At 71.6% G+C, this 16,038-nt stretch carries 16 protein-coding genes; 10 read left to right on the top strand and 6 right to left on the bottom strand.

Going from position 1 to position 16,038, the window contains the following annotated elements; translation table 11 throughout:
- Positions 1-109: 109 nt before the first annotated feature.
- From I5071_RS19790 to I5071_RS19780, 3 genes are all read right to left on the bottom strand, one after another.
- Positions 110-1,141, bottom strand: coding sequence for an alpha/beta hydrolase (locus I5071_RS19790; protein WP_236607043.1), 1,032 nt, complete (start codon positions 1,139-1,141; stop codon positions 110-112).
- Positions 1,141-2,022, bottom strand: coding sequence for a serine/threonine-protein kinase (locus tag I5071_RS19785; protein WP_236607042.1), 882 nt, complete (start codon positions 2,020-2,022; stop codon positions 1,141-1,143). Before I5071_RS19785 ends, I5071_RS19790 begins: the two co-directional genes overlap by 1 nt.
- A gap of 203 nt (positions 2,023-2,225) precedes the next feature.
- Entirely contained in the window at positions 2,226-3,089 is an 864-nt protein-coding gene (locus tag I5071_RS19780; protein ID WP_236607041.1) for a metallophosphoesterase, read from the bottom strand.
- Positions 3,090-3,197: 108 nt separating this feature from the next.
- Here I5071_RS19780 and I5071_RS19775 point away from each other — a divergent pair, with 108 nt between their 5' ends.
- Both I5071_RS19775 and I5071_RS19770 read left to right on the top strand, forming a co-directional pair.
- Positions 3,198-4,349, top strand: a complete 1,152-nt coding sequence (locus tag I5071_RS19775; RefSeq protein WP_236607040.1) for a DUF1015 family protein — start codon at positions 3,198-3,200, stop codon at positions 4,347-4,349.
- A gap of 11 nt (positions 4,350-4,360) precedes the next feature.
- Positions 4,361-4,894, top strand: a complete 534-nt coding sequence (locus I5071_RS19770; protein ID WP_236607039.1) for a hypothetical protein — start codon at positions 4,361-4,363, stop codon at positions 4,892-4,894.
- 287 nt (positions 4,895-5,181) lie between these two features.
- On the opposite strand, the gene I5071_RS19765 is transcribed toward I5071_RS19770, so the two are convergent.
- The 3 genes from I5071_RS19765 to dapA are packed head-to-tail and all read right to left on the bottom strand — an operon-like array spanning position 5,182 to position 8,156.
- Positions 5,182-6,426, bottom strand: a complete 1,245-nt coding sequence (locus I5071_RS19765) for an SDR family NAD(P)-dependent oxidoreductase (RefSeq protein ID WP_236607038.1) — start codon at positions 6,424-6,426, stop codon at positions 5,182-5,184.
- 39 nt (positions 6,427-6,465) lie between these two features.
- Positions 6,466-7,248 carry a 4-hydroxy-tetrahydrodipicolinate reductase gene (gene dapB, locus I5071_RS19760; protein WP_419249658.1) on the bottom strand — a complete coding sequence of 261 codons (783 nt, stop codon included), beginning with the start codon at positions 7,246-7,248 and terminating at the stop codon, positions 6,466-6,468.
- A 23-nt stretch (positions 7,249-7,271) separates the two neighbouring features.
- On the bottom strand, positions 7,272-8,156 hold the full coding sequence (dapA, locus tag I5071_RS19755; protein ID WP_236607036.1) for a 4-hydroxy-tetrahydrodipicolinate synthase: 885 nt from the start codon (positions 8,154-8,156) through the stop codon (positions 7,272-7,274).
- 226 nt (positions 8,157-8,382) lie between these two features.
- On the opposite strand from dapA, the gene I5071_RS19750 reads away from it, so the two are divergent.
- From I5071_RS19750 to I5071_RS19715, 8 genes are all read left to right on the top strand, one after another.
- Positions 8,383-8,829, top strand: coding sequence for a hypothetical protein (locus tag I5071_RS19750; RefSeq protein ID WP_236607035.1), 447 nt, complete (start codon positions 8,383-8,385; stop codon positions 8,827-8,829).
- Positions 8,830-9,010: 181 nt separating this feature from the next.
- On the top strand, positions 9,011-11,122 hold the full coding sequence (locus I5071_RS19745) for a DsbA family protein (protein ID WP_236607034.1): 2,112 nt from the start codon (positions 9,011-9,013) through the stop codon (positions 11,120-11,122).
- 79 nt (positions 11,123-11,201) lie between these two features.
- The gene (locus tag I5071_RS19740; RefSeq protein WP_236607033.1) at positions 11,202-11,654 is read left to right on the top strand and encodes a DUF1801 domain-containing protein; all 453 of its coding nucleotides are present in this window, start codon (positions 11,202-11,204) and stop codon (positions 11,652-11,654) included.
- Between the two features lie 173 nt (positions 11,655-11,827).
- Positions 11,828-12,742, top strand: coding sequence for a hypothetical protein (locus tag I5071_RS19735; protein ID WP_236607032.1), 915 nt, complete (start codon positions 11,828-11,830; stop codon positions 12,740-12,742).
- 134 nt (positions 12,743-12,876) lie between these two features.
- On the top strand, positions 12,877-13,293 hold the full coding sequence (locus tag I5071_RS19730) for a YbjN domain-containing protein (RefSeq protein ID WP_236607031.1): 417 nt from the start codon (positions 12,877-12,879) through the stop codon (positions 13,291-13,293).
- Between the two features lie 33 nt (positions 13,294-13,326).
- Positions 13,327-14,127, top strand: coding sequence for a PspA/IM30 family protein (locus tag I5071_RS19725; RefSeq protein ID WP_236607030.1), 801 nt, complete (start codon positions 13,327-13,329; stop codon positions 14,125-14,127).
- 174 nt (positions 14,128-14,301) lie between these two features.
- Positions 14,302-15,654, top strand: a complete 1,353-nt coding sequence (locus I5071_RS46640; RefSeq protein ID WP_268921241.1) for a hypothetical protein — start codon at positions 14,302-14,304, stop codon at positions 15,652-15,654.
- Between the two features lie 72 nt (positions 15,655-15,726).
- Positions 15,727-16,029: an FmdB family zinc ribbon protein gene (locus tag I5071_RS19715; RefSeq protein ID WP_236607029.1), complete on the top strand. Its 303-nt coding sequence runs from the start codon at positions 15,727-15,729 to the stop codon at positions 16,027-16,029.
- Positions 16,030-16,038 lie beyond the last annotated feature (9 nt).

Here is a 16,038-nt window from a genome sequence, read left to right as displayed (position 1 = left end):
GCCCGTGGTTCACGCGTGCCGCCGCCGGTGCGGGCCGAGCATACGCGAAGCGATGGCATCGAACCACGGCGCGCATCGTAATCGATCGCGTGCTCGCGTCTGCGCTCGATCACCGCGCGAGCGCGCCGATCAGCGCCGGCAGCGACACCGCGTACCGCGCGTGCGTTCCGCGATGGCCGCCCGGGAATTCCTCGTGGCGCACGTTCGCGCCTCGCGCCCGCAGCAGCTCCGCCATCCGGCGCGCCGCGAATTGCAGCCCGTGCTCGTCGCGATCCCCGGCATCGAGGAACACCAGCGCGAGATCGCGCATCGCGCTCGCGTCGCGCTCGAGGCGCACCACCGGATCGTGCTCGAGGAAGCGCTGCCACACCGCGTCGATCGGCAGCGCGGTGCGCGGATCGAAGGGCAGCTCGCAGTGAGGGAAGGGCGCATCGGGCGCCGGTGCGTAGGCCGCCGCGGTCGCGATCATCGCGATGGTGTCGAAGTCTCCGCCGCCCTTCGGCCCGGTGCGCTCGAAGCGCTCGAGGAACTTCTCGAGCCCGCCCTCGCGATCGATCGTGATCGCGACGCTCGTGAACGTCGGACGGATGCTCACCTCGAAGAGCCCGTCGCCCGCGTGGCTGCCCACCGCCGCGAAGAGCTCCGGCCGATCGAGCGCGATCCGCAGCGCGCCGAACCCGCCCGAGCTGCGCCCCACCACCGCGCGTCCCGCCTTCTCGGCGATCGTCCGATACCGCGCGTCGACCGCGGGCAGCACCTCGCCCGCGACGTGCGACTGGTAGAGCCCGCTCGCCGGCGAGTCGAGGAACTGACTCCCTCCCCACCGATTGCAGCAGTCGGGCGACACCAGGATCGCCTCCTCCGCCTCACCGCGCGCGAGCAGCGACTCGTAGAGCTCGAACGTGCTCGGCTCCCACAGCCGCCACGCGACCATCGATCGGTTCGTCGCCGCATAGGGCGCGAGGATCACGACCACTGGATAACGGCGCGTGCTCGACGCGTCGTACGAGGGCGGCAGATAGACCAGCACCTCGCGCGCATCGGGATCGCCGAGCACGTTCCCGCGCAGCGCCGCGCTCTCGATCACGAACGACTCGAGCCGCCCGCGCAGCTTCGCGTTGGGATCCGTCGCCGCCCGCATCACGCGCTCGCCGCCTCGAGCGCGCGCGCCAGCTCGAGCACGTCCGCGTAGCGATCCTCGCGCTTGGGCGCCATCGCCTTCGCGACCACCGCGCACACCGCCTCGGGCACGTCGGGCGCGGCCTCGCGCAGCGGCGTCCCCTGGCCCATCACGATCTCGAACATCAGCGCTCCCGGGTGCACCTTCACGAAGGGCAGGCGCCCCGCGAGCGCCTGGTAGAGCACGACGCCGAGCGCGTACTGATCGAGCCGCGCGTCGAGCTCGCTCGCGCCGGTCAGCAGCTCGGGCGCCATGTACGCCGGCGTGCCAGTGAGCTCGCCGGTGCGCGTGAGCCGCTCGAGCCCTTCGATCTTCGAGAGGCCGAAGTCGACGATCTTCACCGGGGTCTCGCCGCCCTCGGTGAGGAACACGTTCGAGGGCTTGAGGTCGCCGTGGATCACGCCGTGCGCGTGCACCGCGCCGAGCCCGTCGGCGATCGCGCGCAGCATCGGCGCGAGCGTCGGCGCGTCGAGCCGCCTGTCGCGCGCGAGCCGCGCCTCGAGCGTCTCGCCCTTCAAGAGCTCCATCACCGTGTACGAGCGATCGCCGGCGTCGGTCCCGAGGTCGAGGATGCGCACCACCGCGGGGTGCGAGATCGACTGCAGCACCGACGCCTCGCGCCGGAAGCGCCGGCGGATCGAAGGCTCCGAGTGCAGCTCGGGCCGCAGCACCTTGAGCGCGACCACGGTGCCCGCCTCGACGTGGGGATCGGCGGCACGCCCGGTGGTGTCGATCGCCTCCCACACCGCGCCCATCGCGCCGGCCGCGATCTCGCGCACCAGACGGAAGCGTCCGTCGAGCGTCGCGCCGGGCTGCAGCGTCGGGTCGAGAGAGCGCCTCACCGCGACATCATTCCCGATGCCTCGCGAGGAGAGCAAGAACGAGCGAAGCGCCAGGAACACCGGGCCACTGACGAGACCAAGAAGGAGCGGAGCGAACGAAGGGAGGTCGACGATCCGAGCGCCCGGCCACCTGCGCGAGACCCGTGCTCGTGCACGTGCTCGTCCCGCGTGCTCGTCCACGTGCCACCTGCGCGTGCTCGAGCTCAGTCCGAGACCACCTCGCGCGCCTCCACCCGCTCCCCTTCGATCCCCACCTCGACCCAGCACCGCTTCCGCGCTCCGCCCTCGCGCCACACCCGCGGCACCCGCGCCGCGTTCACGAAGAGCGTCTCGCCTTCGCGCACCTGCCACGCGCGCTCCCCGCCCCCGCGCAGCTTCCGGTGCATGTGCCCCGCGACAACCGCGATCACCTTCTTGCCGCGCGCCCTCGCGTGCTCGATCGCCGCGCGCAGATCCACGTCGCCGTGATCGCCCTCGCTCGGCCTGAAGTCGACGCCCCAGATCGCATCCCGCCGATCCCCGAGCCCGCTCGGCCCGTTGTGCGCGAGCACGATCAGACGCTCGCCCTCGACGCGATCGATCACCGCGCACAGCCGCTCGGTCGACTGCTCGATCGACTCCACCCCGAACGCCTCGCGCAGGTACGCGCGGAACGAGAGCCGAGGCCCGCCGAACGAGTGCGGCCGCGCCACCACCACGTCGATCCGCTCGCCGTCGGCACCGCGCACCGCGTGCAGCGAGTACCCGCCGAGCGCCGCTCCGCCCAGCGCCGCGCGCAGCTCCGCCACCCGCGCGCTCATGCCTCGCGACACCAGCGCCGCCGCCGCGTCGTTGTGCATCACCTCGGCGAGCAGCTGCGCCGCGTTCGTCGCGTCGTGGTTCCCGGGCACCACGATCGCCGGCGTGCGCAGCGTCGCGATCACCTTCGCGACCTTCACCCCGCCCCGCTGCGCGTACCCCGCGAGATCCCCCACGAAGAGCAGCGCGTCGTACCCACGCGCATCGAGCGCCGCCACGTCGCTCGCATCGAAGCGCAGATGCACGTCCCCGATCACCGCCAACCGCACGCGCACAGCATACGTGCTCGTGCACGTGCTCGTGCTCGTGCACGTCCTCGGCAGTTCCTCACCCGCGGCTCATTGTCGTGGCCGCGCCTCTCTGGTACCGAGGCGCGCATGGTCGCCACCATCGGTCTCACCGGTCTGCGCCCCGCGCCCGAGCAGGTCGCTCTCGTCACCGCGCCCCCCTACGACGTCATCAAGAAGGGCAGCAAGCTCGAGGCGCTCCTCGCCGCGCGCGCGCAGTCGCTCTATCACGTCACGCTCGGCGAGCGCCCCGCGGAGGCCTTCGCGCGACTCCGCTCCGACGCCGCGCTGATCGCCGACGACGAGCCCGCCTACTACGTCTACGAGCAGCGCTTCGGCGCCGAAGCTCGCACCGGCGTCTTCGTCGCGGCCGAGGTCACGCCCTACGCGGCGAAGCAGATCATCCGCCACGAGAAGACCTTCGACGACAAGGTGAAGGGCCGCATCGCCCTCGCGCGCGCCACCGATCACACCTTCGGTCCCGTCTTCGCGCTCACCCAGGCGAAGATCGGCGCCGTCCTCGCGAAGGCCAAGAGCGCCGCGCCGCTCTACCACTTCACGACCGACCTCCAGGCGCTCAACGACCTGCACGGCATCGAGTCGCGCATCTGGCGCGTCACCCAGGCGAGCGAGCTCGGCCGCGAGATCCAGTCGACGCTCGCGACCCAGCCCTTCTACATCGCCGACGGCCACCACCGTTATCACGCGGCGCTGCTCAACCCGCAGACCCACGCGCTCGTCTACGTCACCGAGGAAGCGCGCATCCAGGCCTACGACCGCGTCGTCAACGGCGTGCGGAAGTTCGCGGACATCAAGAGCGCGCTCGAGCTGCGTCCCACCAGCACGCTCCACACGCCGCCGAAGCACACGTTCTGTCTCTACACCCGAGACGGCGCGTACCTCCTCGACGCCAAGACGATCCCCACCGACGTCGTCGGCCGCCTCGACTGCTCGATCCTCGAGCGCGAGCTCTATCCGCAGCTCGGCCTGACGCACTCGATGATCCAGGACCCGAAGCACTTCGACTACTACCCCGAGTCGCAGATCGATCAGATGAAGGCGGTCGTCGATCGCGGCGAGTACGACCTCGCGATCGCGCTGCACCCGGTGTCGATCGACGAGCTCGTCGCGGTGGCCGACGCGGGCCTCTCGAACCCCGACATCGTCATGCCGGAGAAGAGCACCTTCTTCGCGCCGAAGATCCTCAGCGGCCTCTTCGTGTACCGCCACGTCATGAAGTAGTCTCGCTCGCGATGTCGATCCGCGCGCTGTTCCCACTCGCTCTCGTCCTCGCGCTCGCTGCCTGCGGGGACGACGGCCCCGAGTGCGTGATCGACACCGACTGCCAGCTCGGGTACCGCTGCGCGTCGGATCGCACCTGCCGTGCGATCGGCGCGCAGACCGACGCGGGGTCGAGCGACGGCGGCGCGCGCGATGCCGCGGTGAGCGACGCCGGTCCGCGCGATGCCGCGCCCCCCGACAGCGGCCCCACCTGCGTCGCGCTCACGCCCGGCAGCTACGCCGAGACGGTGGGCGGCTGCGGCGTCGCGATGAGCGCCGCGCTCAACGTCCGCGCCGGCGCGAGCTCGTGCGAGTGGATGATCGCCACCGTCGCCGACGCCGCGGTCTCGGGCACGCTGACCGTCGACCCCGAGGGCGCGGTGACCGCGTCGCTCTCGCTGGCGGGCGCCGAGGCGGTCGCGTGCACCGGCAGCTACGACGCGACCGCGGGCACCCTCGCGATCACCTGCCCGCCCGACTGCACGCTGACGCTCGATCGCATGTGAGCCCGGGTTCTCCGAGCCTCGAGGGGGGTCGGAACGGCATGCGATCCCGCTCGGGTCACCCGTTCGGGTGAGCCAACCGGGATGGGATCCCGTCTCGCCGACCCTCGAGGTCCGACCGAACGGCATCACATGCCGTTTGTGGGGGTAGTTACCCCCAACCGAACGGCATCGATCCCGTTCGGTTCACCCCTTCGGGTGATCGGATCGGCATGGGATCCCGGTGGTTGGGGGTAGTTACCCCCGAACGAACGGCACGCGTGCCGTTTGGTCGACCCTCGAGGGTCTCCTCACCGCGCTGCTGCCGCGCCGTCGCCCGCGGTTCGGGCGAGATCGGCGAGCCACGCCTGGTTGGCGGCGTCGAGCCGCCGGCTCAGCGCGGCCCGGCCGAGCTGCGGGAGCGGGCCCACCTGGGTCTCGTGGCTGACGACGACGGTGCTCCGCCCGTCGGGCGTGGGACGAAGCGTGAACGAGTGCTCGGCGTGCAGCCCCCGGGCATCCGCGGTGAACGTGAAGGTGCGCGGTCGATCGGCGGCGACGACGGTGCTGCGCAGCGCGACCGGGTGTGCCTTCCACCGGAACGACGTCGGCCGGGTCGCGCCGTCCGCCGAGTCGACGTGGACCCATCGGCAGGCGCGATGCCACGAGGGCCAGCTCGCGACGTCGTTCAGCAGATCCCACACCCGCTCGGGCGAGGCGCGCACCACCGTCTCGTTGTGGACCTCGATCGGAGGGCGGGGGGCGGTGCTCGTGGGGCCCAGCAGCCGGGCCGAGACGCGCGCGAGCCACTCGCGCGGCATGAACCGGCCGCCGGTCGCGATCAGCTTGTTCCGCAGGCCGGGGATGACGACGGCGCGGCCCTTGTCGAGCCCACGCAGGCCGGCGTCGATGACGGGCTCGGGGTCGGCGAGCCGGCGATAGATCGCGGTGTGGCCGACGTCGGCGTCGAGCGCGTCGACGAAGCCGGTGCGGGTCGGCCCCGGACAGAGCGCGGTGACCGCCACGCCCGATGCGCGCGCCTCGGCCCACAGCGCCTGGCTGAACGACAGCACGAGCGCCTTGCTCGCGCCGTAGACCGCCTGATAGGGCGCGGGCTGGAACGCGATCGCCGACGCGACGTTGAGGATCCCGCCGCTGCGCCGGGCGAGCATGCCGGGGAGGAACGCGCGCGCCAGCAGGATCACGGCGCCGACATCGACCGCGACCTCGTTGGTCCCGCGCTCGGGATCGGCCTCGGCGAAGGGGCCGTAGCTGCCGAACCCCGCGTTGTTGACCAGGACCTCGATCGGCCGGTCGCCGATGTGACGGAGCAGCGCGGAGATCCCGGAGCGGGTCGAGAGGTCCGCGACGACGGTCTCGACCTCGACCTCGGGCGCCGCGCGGCGGATCTCCTGCGCGGTCTCGTTCAGCCGGGCCTCGTTGCGGCCGGTCAGCACCAGGGACATGCCCCGATCGGCGAGCCGGGCGGCGAGCCCGCGCCCCAGCCCCGACGACGCGCCGGTCACGACGGCCCAGCGGCCCTGGTAGTGGATCATGACACCTCGACATGCTCCCCGGATGGGGACAGCCAAGGGTCAGAAGCCGAGCACGTCGCCCATGCCGAACCGGCCGGCGCGCCCCACCGACGCGACCCACCGCGCGGCGCGCAGCGCGCCGGTCGCGAAGAGCGAGCGATCGTGGGCGCGGTGCGTGAGCTCGATGCGCTCGCCGGGCCCCGCGAGCACGAGCGTGTGATCGCCGATCACGTCGCCTCCGCGCAGCGCGACGATGCCGATCTCGCGCTCGGGGCGCGCGCCCACCTGGCCGCTGCGCCCGTGCACGAACGACTCGGGCCCGAAGCCCTTCGCCTCCGCGACCCGCTCCGCGAGCCGGATCGCGGTGCCGCTCGGCGCGTCGACCTTCTTCTTGTGGTGCATCTCGACGATCTCGGCGTCGAACGCCGGGCCGAGCAGCCGCGCCGCCTCCGCCGCGAGATGGAAGAGCACGTTCACGCCGATGCCGGTGTTCGGCGCGACCACCACCGCGGCTTCCTTCGCGAGCGCGTCGATCGCGGCGTTCGCCTCGGCGTCGAGCCCGGTCGTGCCGATCACCATCGGGGTGCGCGCCGCGGCGCACGCGCGCGCCATCGCTGCGGTCGCGATCGGCGACGAGAAGTCGATCACCACGTCCGCCTTGGTCGCGAGCGCGCGATCCGCGGACACCGTGACCCCGAGCGACCCCACGCCCGCGAGCTCGCCCGCGTCCTTGCCGATCGCATCCCCGCCTTCGCGATCGATCGCCGCGATCAGCGCGAGCTTTCCGTCGTCGGCGATCGCGCGGACGATCGCGCGGCCCATGCGGCCCCCCGCGCCGTGCATCGCGACGCGCAGCGCGCGAGCGGTCACGCGCTCGCCCCGCGGAAGGCGCGCAGCGCCGCGCGCACCTTCTCGACCGACGCCTCGCCGGGCCACACCAGCGGCAGGCGTATCTCCTTCGCGATGTGCCCCGCGTCGGCGATCGCGGCCTTCACCGGGCCGGGGTTCGCCTCGACGAACATCGACTCGTGCACCGCGTTCAGACGAAGGTGCAGCGCGCGCGCCCCCGCGACGTCGCCCGCGTTCCACAGGCGCACCACGTCGCTGGTCTCCTTGGGCAGGAGGTTCGCGGTGACGCTGATCACGCCCTTGCCGCCGACGCTCAGCACCGGGAGCGTCAGCGCGTCGTCGCCCGAGAGCACGTCGAAGCGATCGCCCATCCGCGCGACGATCTGCTGGCTGCGCAGGACGTTGCCGGTCGCCTCCTTGATCCCGACGATCGCCTTCACGTCGGCGAGCCGCTCGAAGGTCTCGAGCGCGAGGTCGACGCCGGTGCGCCCCGGGATGTTGTAGAGGAGCGTCGGCAGCGGGACCGCCTTCGCCACCGCGCGGAAGTGCGCCTCGAGCCCCGCCTGGGTCGGGCGGTTGTAGTAGGGGCACACCAGCAGGAGGCCGTCAGCGCCGGCGTTGCGCGAGATCTCCGCGAGGTGGATCGTGTGCGCGGTGGAGACGGTGCCCGCGCCCGCGACGACCGGGACGCGCTTCTTCGCCTGCTCGACCACGGTGCGCACGACGAGCGCGTGCTCTTCTTCCGAGAGCGTCACCGACTCGCCGGTGGTGCCGCAGGGCACGAGCCCTTCGCAGCCTCCCGCGATGCAGCGCTCGACGAGCTCGCGCAGCGCCGCGACGTCGACCTCGTCGTCGCGGAACGGCGTGATCAGCGCGGGAAGCGTACCGGTGAACGTGCTCATCGCAGCCGAGTCTCCCTGGTCGGCGGAGCGGGCTCGCCTCGTTCGCTCGGGCGGGGCTCCGAAAGACGCGCGAGCCTAATGGCGACGAGGAGCACGATCAACGCGCCGCGATGCCGATCGGGAAGGGCCCGCCGAGGGGCTTCCGCTCACGATGCGCGGGCCCTAGAGCGCTGGCACCCGGGGTTGCCACCGAGCACCCGAAGGGTAGACTCCCGCGCTCCGACGCATGCCGCGTTTCGTCCTCGCCGCGCTCGCGATCGCGACGCTGTCCCTCCCGGGGGGCCGCGCGGCGGCGGACGACTGCATGTGCCTGGGCCCCGATACGCTGTTCCCCACGGCGTCGGTCGCGCAGATCGGGGACGTCCTCGAGTCGCCCGACGACACGATCGAGACGGTCGATCGCACCGCGCCCGAGCCCGAGCTGACGCCGGAGCCGGCGCGCCCCCGCGGTCCCGTCGCGTGGTGTCGCTCCGCCGACGATCCTCGCTGTCAGCGCGACGACGCGCGCGAGACCTCGCACCGCGAGACGCTCCGCCATGCGCCGATCCCCACGCTCCTGACCACGCCGCGCATCGGCCGCGCGGGCGTGACGCTCGTCCACTTCTCGCCGCGCGCGATCACGCACGGCCCGAGCGGCGTCACGTCCCGGCTCGACCGGCCCCCGCGCGCCTGATCGTCGTCGCGTCGCATCGTCGATCGTGAAACGTGCGCCCTGCGCGCGCGTCGCGATCGGACTTCGCGCGCTCGTGCGCGCGCTGCTCGCGAATCGTTCGATCCGAAGACAACCAAGTTCCGGCGCTCGCCGGTGCGGGGGCTCGCTCCGCGCCGCCGTGCGCCACGAGAGGACCCTTTTCATGGCAAGCAAGAGCACCAACAACCCGCCGGTCCAGCCGACCGGCACGATCAGCACGCCGTCGGCCGTGATCGCGATCCTGATCGCGTTCGTCGGCGGCCTGATGATCGGCAACCTCACCGGCCGCGGCAGCGGCGCCGCCAGCGAGGAGATCGAGATGGCGGCCGGCGATCGCGCCGGCGGTGGTGGTGAGCCGGGCGCGGGCCCGGCCGTGCAGGACGACGTCGAGCGCTTCCGCGCGCTCGCTCCCGACAACGCGCCGCAGCGTGGCCCGGACGACGCCCTCGTCACGATCGTGATGTGGTCGGACTTCCAGTGCCCGTTCTGCTCGCGCGTCGAGCCGACGCTCGATCGCATCACCGAGACCTTCGGCAACGACGTGCGCGTCGTGTGGCGCAACAACGCGCTGCCCTTCCACCAGAACGCGATGCCCGCCGCGGAGGCCGCGATGGAGGCCTACGCGCAGCGCGGCGACGAGGGCTTCTGGCGCATGCACAACACGCTGTTCGAGAACCAGCGCGCCCTCGAGCGCGCGAACCTCGAGCAGTACGCGCAGCAGCAGGGTCTCGACATGACCCGCTTCCGCGCGGCGCTCGACAACCACACGCACCAGGCGGGCATCCAGGCGGACATGCAGGCCGCCAACTCGCTCGGCGCGCGTGGCACGCCCGCGTTCTTCATCAACGGCCGTCAGCTCATGGGCGCGCAGCCCTTCGAGCAGTTCGAGACCGTCATCCGCGACGAGATCCAGCGCGCGAACCGCGCGATCTCGGGCGGCACGCCGCGCGCGGGCTACTACGCCGCGCTGATGCGTGGCGCGCGCACCGCGCCCGCCGCGGCCGAGGGTGAGGCCGCTGCTGCGAAGGCGCCGCCGCGCCGCCCCCAGCCCGACCCCAACGCGGTCTACCGCGTGCCGGTCGGCGACTCGCCCACGAAGGGCCCGAACGACGCGCTCGTCACGATCGTGATCGTCAGCGAGTTCCAGTGCCCGTTCTGCAACCGCGTCCGCCCCACGCTCGATCAGATCGAGGAGCGCTACGGCCGCGACGTGCGCTTCGTGTTCAAGCACAACCCGCTGCCCTTCCACGACAACGCGATGCCCGCCGCCGAGGCCGCGGTCGAGGCGTACCGCCAGCGTGGCAACGACGCGTTCTGGCGCATCCACGACCTGATGTTCGAGAACCAGCAGGCGCTCGGCCGCGAGCAGCTCGAGGGCTACGCGCAGCAGGTCGGCCTCGACATGGCGCGCTTCCGCCGCGCGCTCGACGAGCACACGCACCGCGCGACGATCGAGGCGGATCAGACGCTCGCCCGCCAGCTCGGCGCGAGCGGCACGCCCTCGTTCTTCATCAACGGCCGCAACCTCCGCGGCGCGCAGCCCTTCGAGGCGTTCCAGCAGGTGATCGACGCCGAGCTCGCGCGTGCGCGTGAGCGCGTGTCGGCGGGCACCCCGCGCGCGGGCGTGTACGAGGCGACGATCGCGAACGGCGCGACCAGCCCGGTCATGCTCCCGATGCCCGAGGGCGGCGGCGAAGAGGCCGCGGCGGCGCCCGACGCCGATCGCGTCTACGACATCGCGGTCCCGCGCAACGCGCCGACCCGTGGTGCGGCGAACGCGCCGGTCACGATCCAGATCTTCAGCGACTTCCAGTGCCCCTTCTGCGGCCGCGTCGGTCCGACGCTCGAGCAGGTCATGACGCAGTACGAGGGTCGCGTGCGCCTCGTCTGGCGCAACTACCCGCTGCCCTTCCACCAGCAGGCGGGCCCGGCGGCCGAGGCGGCGATGGAAGTGTTCGCGCAGCGCGGCTCGGAAGCGTTCTGGCAGTTCCACAACACGCTCTTCGAGAACCAGCGCGCGCTCGCGCGTGAGGATCTCGAGCGCTACGCGACGCAGATCCCCGGCATCGACATGGCGCGCTTCCGCCGCGCGCTCGACGAGCACACGCACCAGGCCGCCGTGCAGGCGGACATGGAAGCGGTCCGTCGCGCGGGCGCGGAGATCGGCACCCCGTCGTTCTTCATCAACGGCCGCCTGCTCCAGGGCGCGCAGCCGTTCCCCGCGTTCCAGCAGGCGATCGACCGCGCGCTCCGCGAGGCGCCCGCGCGTCGCTGATCCGAAGCGCATCTCCTGAAGGGGCCTGCCCGCGCGCGTCGTGGGCAGGCCCTTTCGTTTCCGGCGTAGCCTCGCGCGCATGCTCAGCACGGTCGCCGACTACCTCGCTGCGCTCCCCGCCGATCGTCGCGCTGCGATCACGCAGCTGCGGGAGATGATCGACGCGAGCCTCGCCCCCGGCTTCGACGAGTCGATCCAACACGGGATGATCACGTGGTCGATCCCGCTCTCGCGTTATCCCGACACGTACAACGGGCAGCCGCTCGCGGTGCTCTCGCTCGCGTCGCAGAAGACGACGATGTCGCTCTACCTGATGAGCGTGTACGCCGACGAGGCCGAGCGCGCGCGCTTCGAGGAGGCGTACCGCGCGAGCGGCAAGAAGCTCGACATGGGCAAGTCGTGCCTCCGCTTCCGCTCGCTCGACGCGCTGCCGCTCGACGTGATCCGCGACACCGTCCGCCGCATCACGGTCGACGGCTACATCGCGCGCTACGAGGCGAGCCGTCCGCCGAAGCCGGCGAAGAAGCGCTGACCCGCAGGATTCGCGTGTGAAACAGGGTCTCCAGACCCCGTTTCGCCGTCCATTTGACGTTCGACGCCCCGAGATCCAGGATTGCCGCCCCGAATTCCCTCGGTTTTCGGCGACTGCACCCCGGCGCATCGCTAGCGAACCGCCGCTCTCTGAGCTCCAGCGAGGTTTCCTTCATGGCCAAGGCCGCCGCCGCGCGTACTCCCGAGAACCAGCCCGTCGTCGAAGAGCTCCACTTCAAGAGCGAGAGCGCGTTCCTGTGCCTCCTCCTGAACCGACGCGTCGGGCTGATCCGCGTGATCGACTTCCGCTCGGGCGCGCTGCCGGCGAAGAGGCTCTTCATCCAGAACGTCGCGCGCCGCGAGGGCGTCGAGAAGGTGATCCTCCTCGTCGAGAAGGACGAGGTCTCGAGCTGGACCCGCGTCGGCTTCGTCCGCGAGGGCACGATCCCCGGCTTCTACAAGCGCAGCGACGGCCACCTCGTGGGCTGCGTCATCGGCGAGAAGACCGCGTCGGTCGAGGTCGGCGACGAGGGACAGAAGCTCGCGGAGCGCACCGTCAACGCGGGCAAGAAGAACGCGCGCGAGGTCCCCGAGACGCTCCCGATGGTGAGCGCGGTGATCGGCGACGAAGAGGACGCGCTCAAGGCGCGCGACGAGGTCTGGCGCAAGGGCCAGGGCCTCTCGGGCTTCGACGCGTTCGGCCGCGACGCGGCGCGCTACTTCGTCGAGGCGACGGCGAAGAAGGGCCGCGCGAACTGGCTCTCGGCGGAGTACCAGGACTGCTTCGGGCACTCGCTCGTCGAGGTGCTGCGCGCGCCGACGGACGACCTCGACGTGCTCGCGCTGACCGGCGGTCTGCGCTTTCTGTGCGACGACCTCAAGGAGCGCGGCATCGTCAGCGCGTTCGGGTTCGCGCCGAGCGACGACATCGGCCTCGCGACCGCGTACGTCGCGGCGGGCTTCCGCAAGACGGGCCTCCTCGCGAGCGGCGTGCAGATCTCGGGCGGCGGCCCGAAGGGCACCGCCGAGCGTCGCGACGCGATCCTCTGGACGCGCAAGCTCGCGAACCCGGGCGGCGACGAGGAATGACCTGATCTCGACGCGCTCTCTGCGCGCGTCGGGAAAGAAGGTTGGCTCTCGCGCGTTCTCGCGAACGGCGGTACGGTTCTCCGCGATGCTCGCTCTCGAGGGAGGAGCGATCATCCACGGAGAGAACGCCGGCGATGAGGACGCGCGAGGACATCGAAGCCTATCTTCTCCGCTCGAACCACCCGCACCGCGAGCTCGCCGAGGACACTTGGCTCGTCGGTGACGCGTCGGGCTCGCGCGAGAACATCGTCGTCCGGATCGCGAACGGCATCTGCCTGTTCCGCCTCAAGGTCATCGACCTCTCGGCGATCGATCCGAAGAAGTGCGGCGACTTCTATCTCGAGCTGCTGCGCCTCAACGCGACCGAGATGGTGCACGGCGCCTACGGCGCGTCGGACGGCATGGTGCTGCTCACTGCGAGCCACCTGCTCGAGAACCTCGACTTCAACGAGTTCGCCGGCGTCGTCGAGGAGTTCGTCCTCGCGATGGCGAACCACCACGAGCGCATCGCGAAGTATCGCCGCAACGACGATCGCCGCGCCGACGTCTGATCCACCCGACGCCTGAGGGGAGACAACACGAAGATGGGTTTCTTCGGCCGCCTCGCGACGCTGATCAAGAGCAATCTGAACGACCTGATCTCCAAGTCGGAAGATCCGGAGAAGATGCTCAACCAGATCATCCTCGACATGAACGCGCAGCTCGTCGAGGCGAAGAAGCAGGTCGCGATCGCGATCGCCGACGAGAAGCGACTGCATCGCCAATGGCAGAGCGAAAAAGCAGTCGGCGACGAGTGGCACAAGAAGGCGATGCTCGCCGTGCGCGCCGGCGACGACGCCCTCGCGAAGGAAGCGCTCCAGCGGAAGAAGGAGCACGAGCAGATCGCGAAGGCGTTCGAGGATCAGTGGAAGAAGCAGAACATCGCGGTCAACCAGGTGAAGGCCGCGCTGCAGGCGCTGAACAACAAGATCGGTGAGGCGAAGCGCAAGAAGGACGTCCTCATCGCGCGCAACAACCGCGCGAAGGCGATGCAGGAGATCCAGAAGACGATGGGGTCCCTCCAGGACACCAGCGCCTTCGATGCCTTCTCGCGGATGGAGCAGAAGATCGAGCAGGCCGAGGCGGAGGCCGAGGCTGCGGGCGAGCTGCACGAGGAGTACTCGGGCGACGTCCTGAAGAACAAGTTCGCGCGGCTCGAGCAGACCGCGGGCGCCGACGCGGACCTCGAGGAGCTGAAGCGCGAGATGGGCCTCATCCCGGCGCGCGAGGCCGCGGTCCCGGCGCGCGTCGAGGCCGAGGAGGCGCCGATGGACGAGGCCGAGATGGCCGAGCTCGAGGCGGCGCTCGAAGAGCTGAAGAAGCGCGAGGAGATGGCGAAGGGCTGAGCCCGATCGACGGCGCAGCCCGATCGACGGAGAGCCGCCCCGCACGATGCCGGGCGGCTCTCGTCGTTCTGGCGGGGCGTCGCAACGAGCGTCGGGTGATTCCGATGGCGGCCCATCGCGGCGGGCATCACGCTCGCGGCACGGAGCGCCAGGGAGCGGCGCGACGAGGGGGCCGTGTTGGATCGGTACGACGTGATCCTCCAGGCGATCGACGATGGCGTCGATCGCGAGCAGGCCGTGCACGCCGCGGCGGTGGTGCTGGGGCTCGACCCGCGGGGCGCGTGGCGCGCGCTCGAGGCGCTGCCCGCGAAGGTGCTCGAGGACGTCGACGAGCGTTCCGCGGAGGAGCTCCTCGTGCCGCTGCGCCGCGCTGGATGGCGGGTGCGGCTGCTGAAGCGCCCGCTGCGCCGCGGGTCGTACCCGAGCCCGCAGGGGCTCCAGCCCGCGAGCCGTCATCCCTCGAGCCATCGGGGGCTCCAGGCTGCGTCCCGTCCCTCGCCGTATCCGCCGCCCCCCACCCCGATCCCCCCGCCCGCGGTGTCGTCGTGGCCACCGGCGCCGGGCTCGTCAGTGAGCGCGCCCGCGAGCGAGCCTCCCGTGCTCGACGCGCCCTTGCTGCCGCTCCCGGAGCTCGAGCTCGATCATCCGCTCACGCCGCTGCCCCCGCGCCGCAGCGCGCCCCCGCAGGGCCCGGTGTCGAGCGCCCCGGTCGCCCAGGAGGAGCCGGAGGGCGAGTCACTCCTCACGTTCTTCGCGTCGTTGCCGCGCACCTTGCTGACGCCGCTGCGCGGCGGCGCGTCGCGCTGGTTCCTGCGCACCGTGGTGCTCGCGATCGGGTTCGTGCTGCTCGCGACCGCGGGCACCGGGCTCGTGCTGACGCGCAGCTACACCGGGCTCGGGGTGTCGGTGCTCGGGATGCTGGGCGGAACGGCGTTCTGGATCGGGCACCTGTTCTCGTGGTTCCGCGCGTGTCTGTGGGCCGCGCTGGGCCGCGAGGAGGGCCCCGATGCGCCGCCCGATTTCGACGGCGACGACCTCTACGCGCGTGTGTTCGACGGCGGCGTGATCATGGCGACGTTCATCGTGGTGAACGTCGGCATCGTCCTCTCGGGCGTGGGCGCCGATCCGGACGCGATCGCGGCGGGCGAGCTGCCGTTGCGGCTCGTCGTCGTGAACCTCCTGTTCGCGCTCCACGTGCCGATCGGGCTCACGCTCATGGCGACGCGGCACTCGCGCCTCGCGTACTTCGACGTGCTCGGCGCGATCAAGCTGGTGATCGGCGCGCCCATCCACCTGCTCGTGGTGGTCGCGGTGTGGGCCTTCGTGGCGCGGGTCGCGGGCGCGGGCGTGCTCGCGATGGCGCAAGGTGCTGCGGCGGCTGCGGAGGCGGGCGCCCCGGCTGCGCTGCTGTGGGTCGGCCTGCCGCTCGCGGGCCTCGTGCTGCTCGTGCTCACGATGCTGCAGTGGGGCGTGCTCGGCGCGGCGATGGGCGCGGTCTGCCGCGCCAAGCCGCGCCTCGTCTCGTGAGCGCCCCTGCCCGGACGGGCGACGACGGCGGGCTTGCCTTTCGTTCGTCGCGGCTTACCCTCGCGCCGGATCATGCCGACGTACGAGTACAGCTGTGAGGCGTGTGGCGCCGGTTGGGAGATGGAACAGCGCATCTCCGAGAACCCGGTGAAGGTCTGCCCGAAGTGCGGCGCGGAGAAGGCGAAGCGCCTGATCTCCGGCGGCAACTTCATGCTCAAGGGCGAGGGCTGGTACAAGGACCTCTACCACAAGCCCGCCGCGAAGAAGTCGAGCGGCGAGTCGGGTGGAAGCTCGAGCGGCGGTGACTCGGGCAGCTCGTCGAGCTCGGGATCGTCGAGCTCGGGCGGCAGCGAGTCGAAGGCCGCGAGCAGCTGAGCCGCCCCC

Origin of the sequence: Sandaracinus amylolyticus (genome assembly GCF_021631985.1) — a bacterium.
Lineage (GTDB): Bacteria > Myxococcota_A > Polyangia > Polyangiales > Sandaracinaceae > Sandaracinus > Sandaracinus amylolyticus_A.
This window is presented reverse-complemented; position numbering and strand designations above follow the sequence as displayed.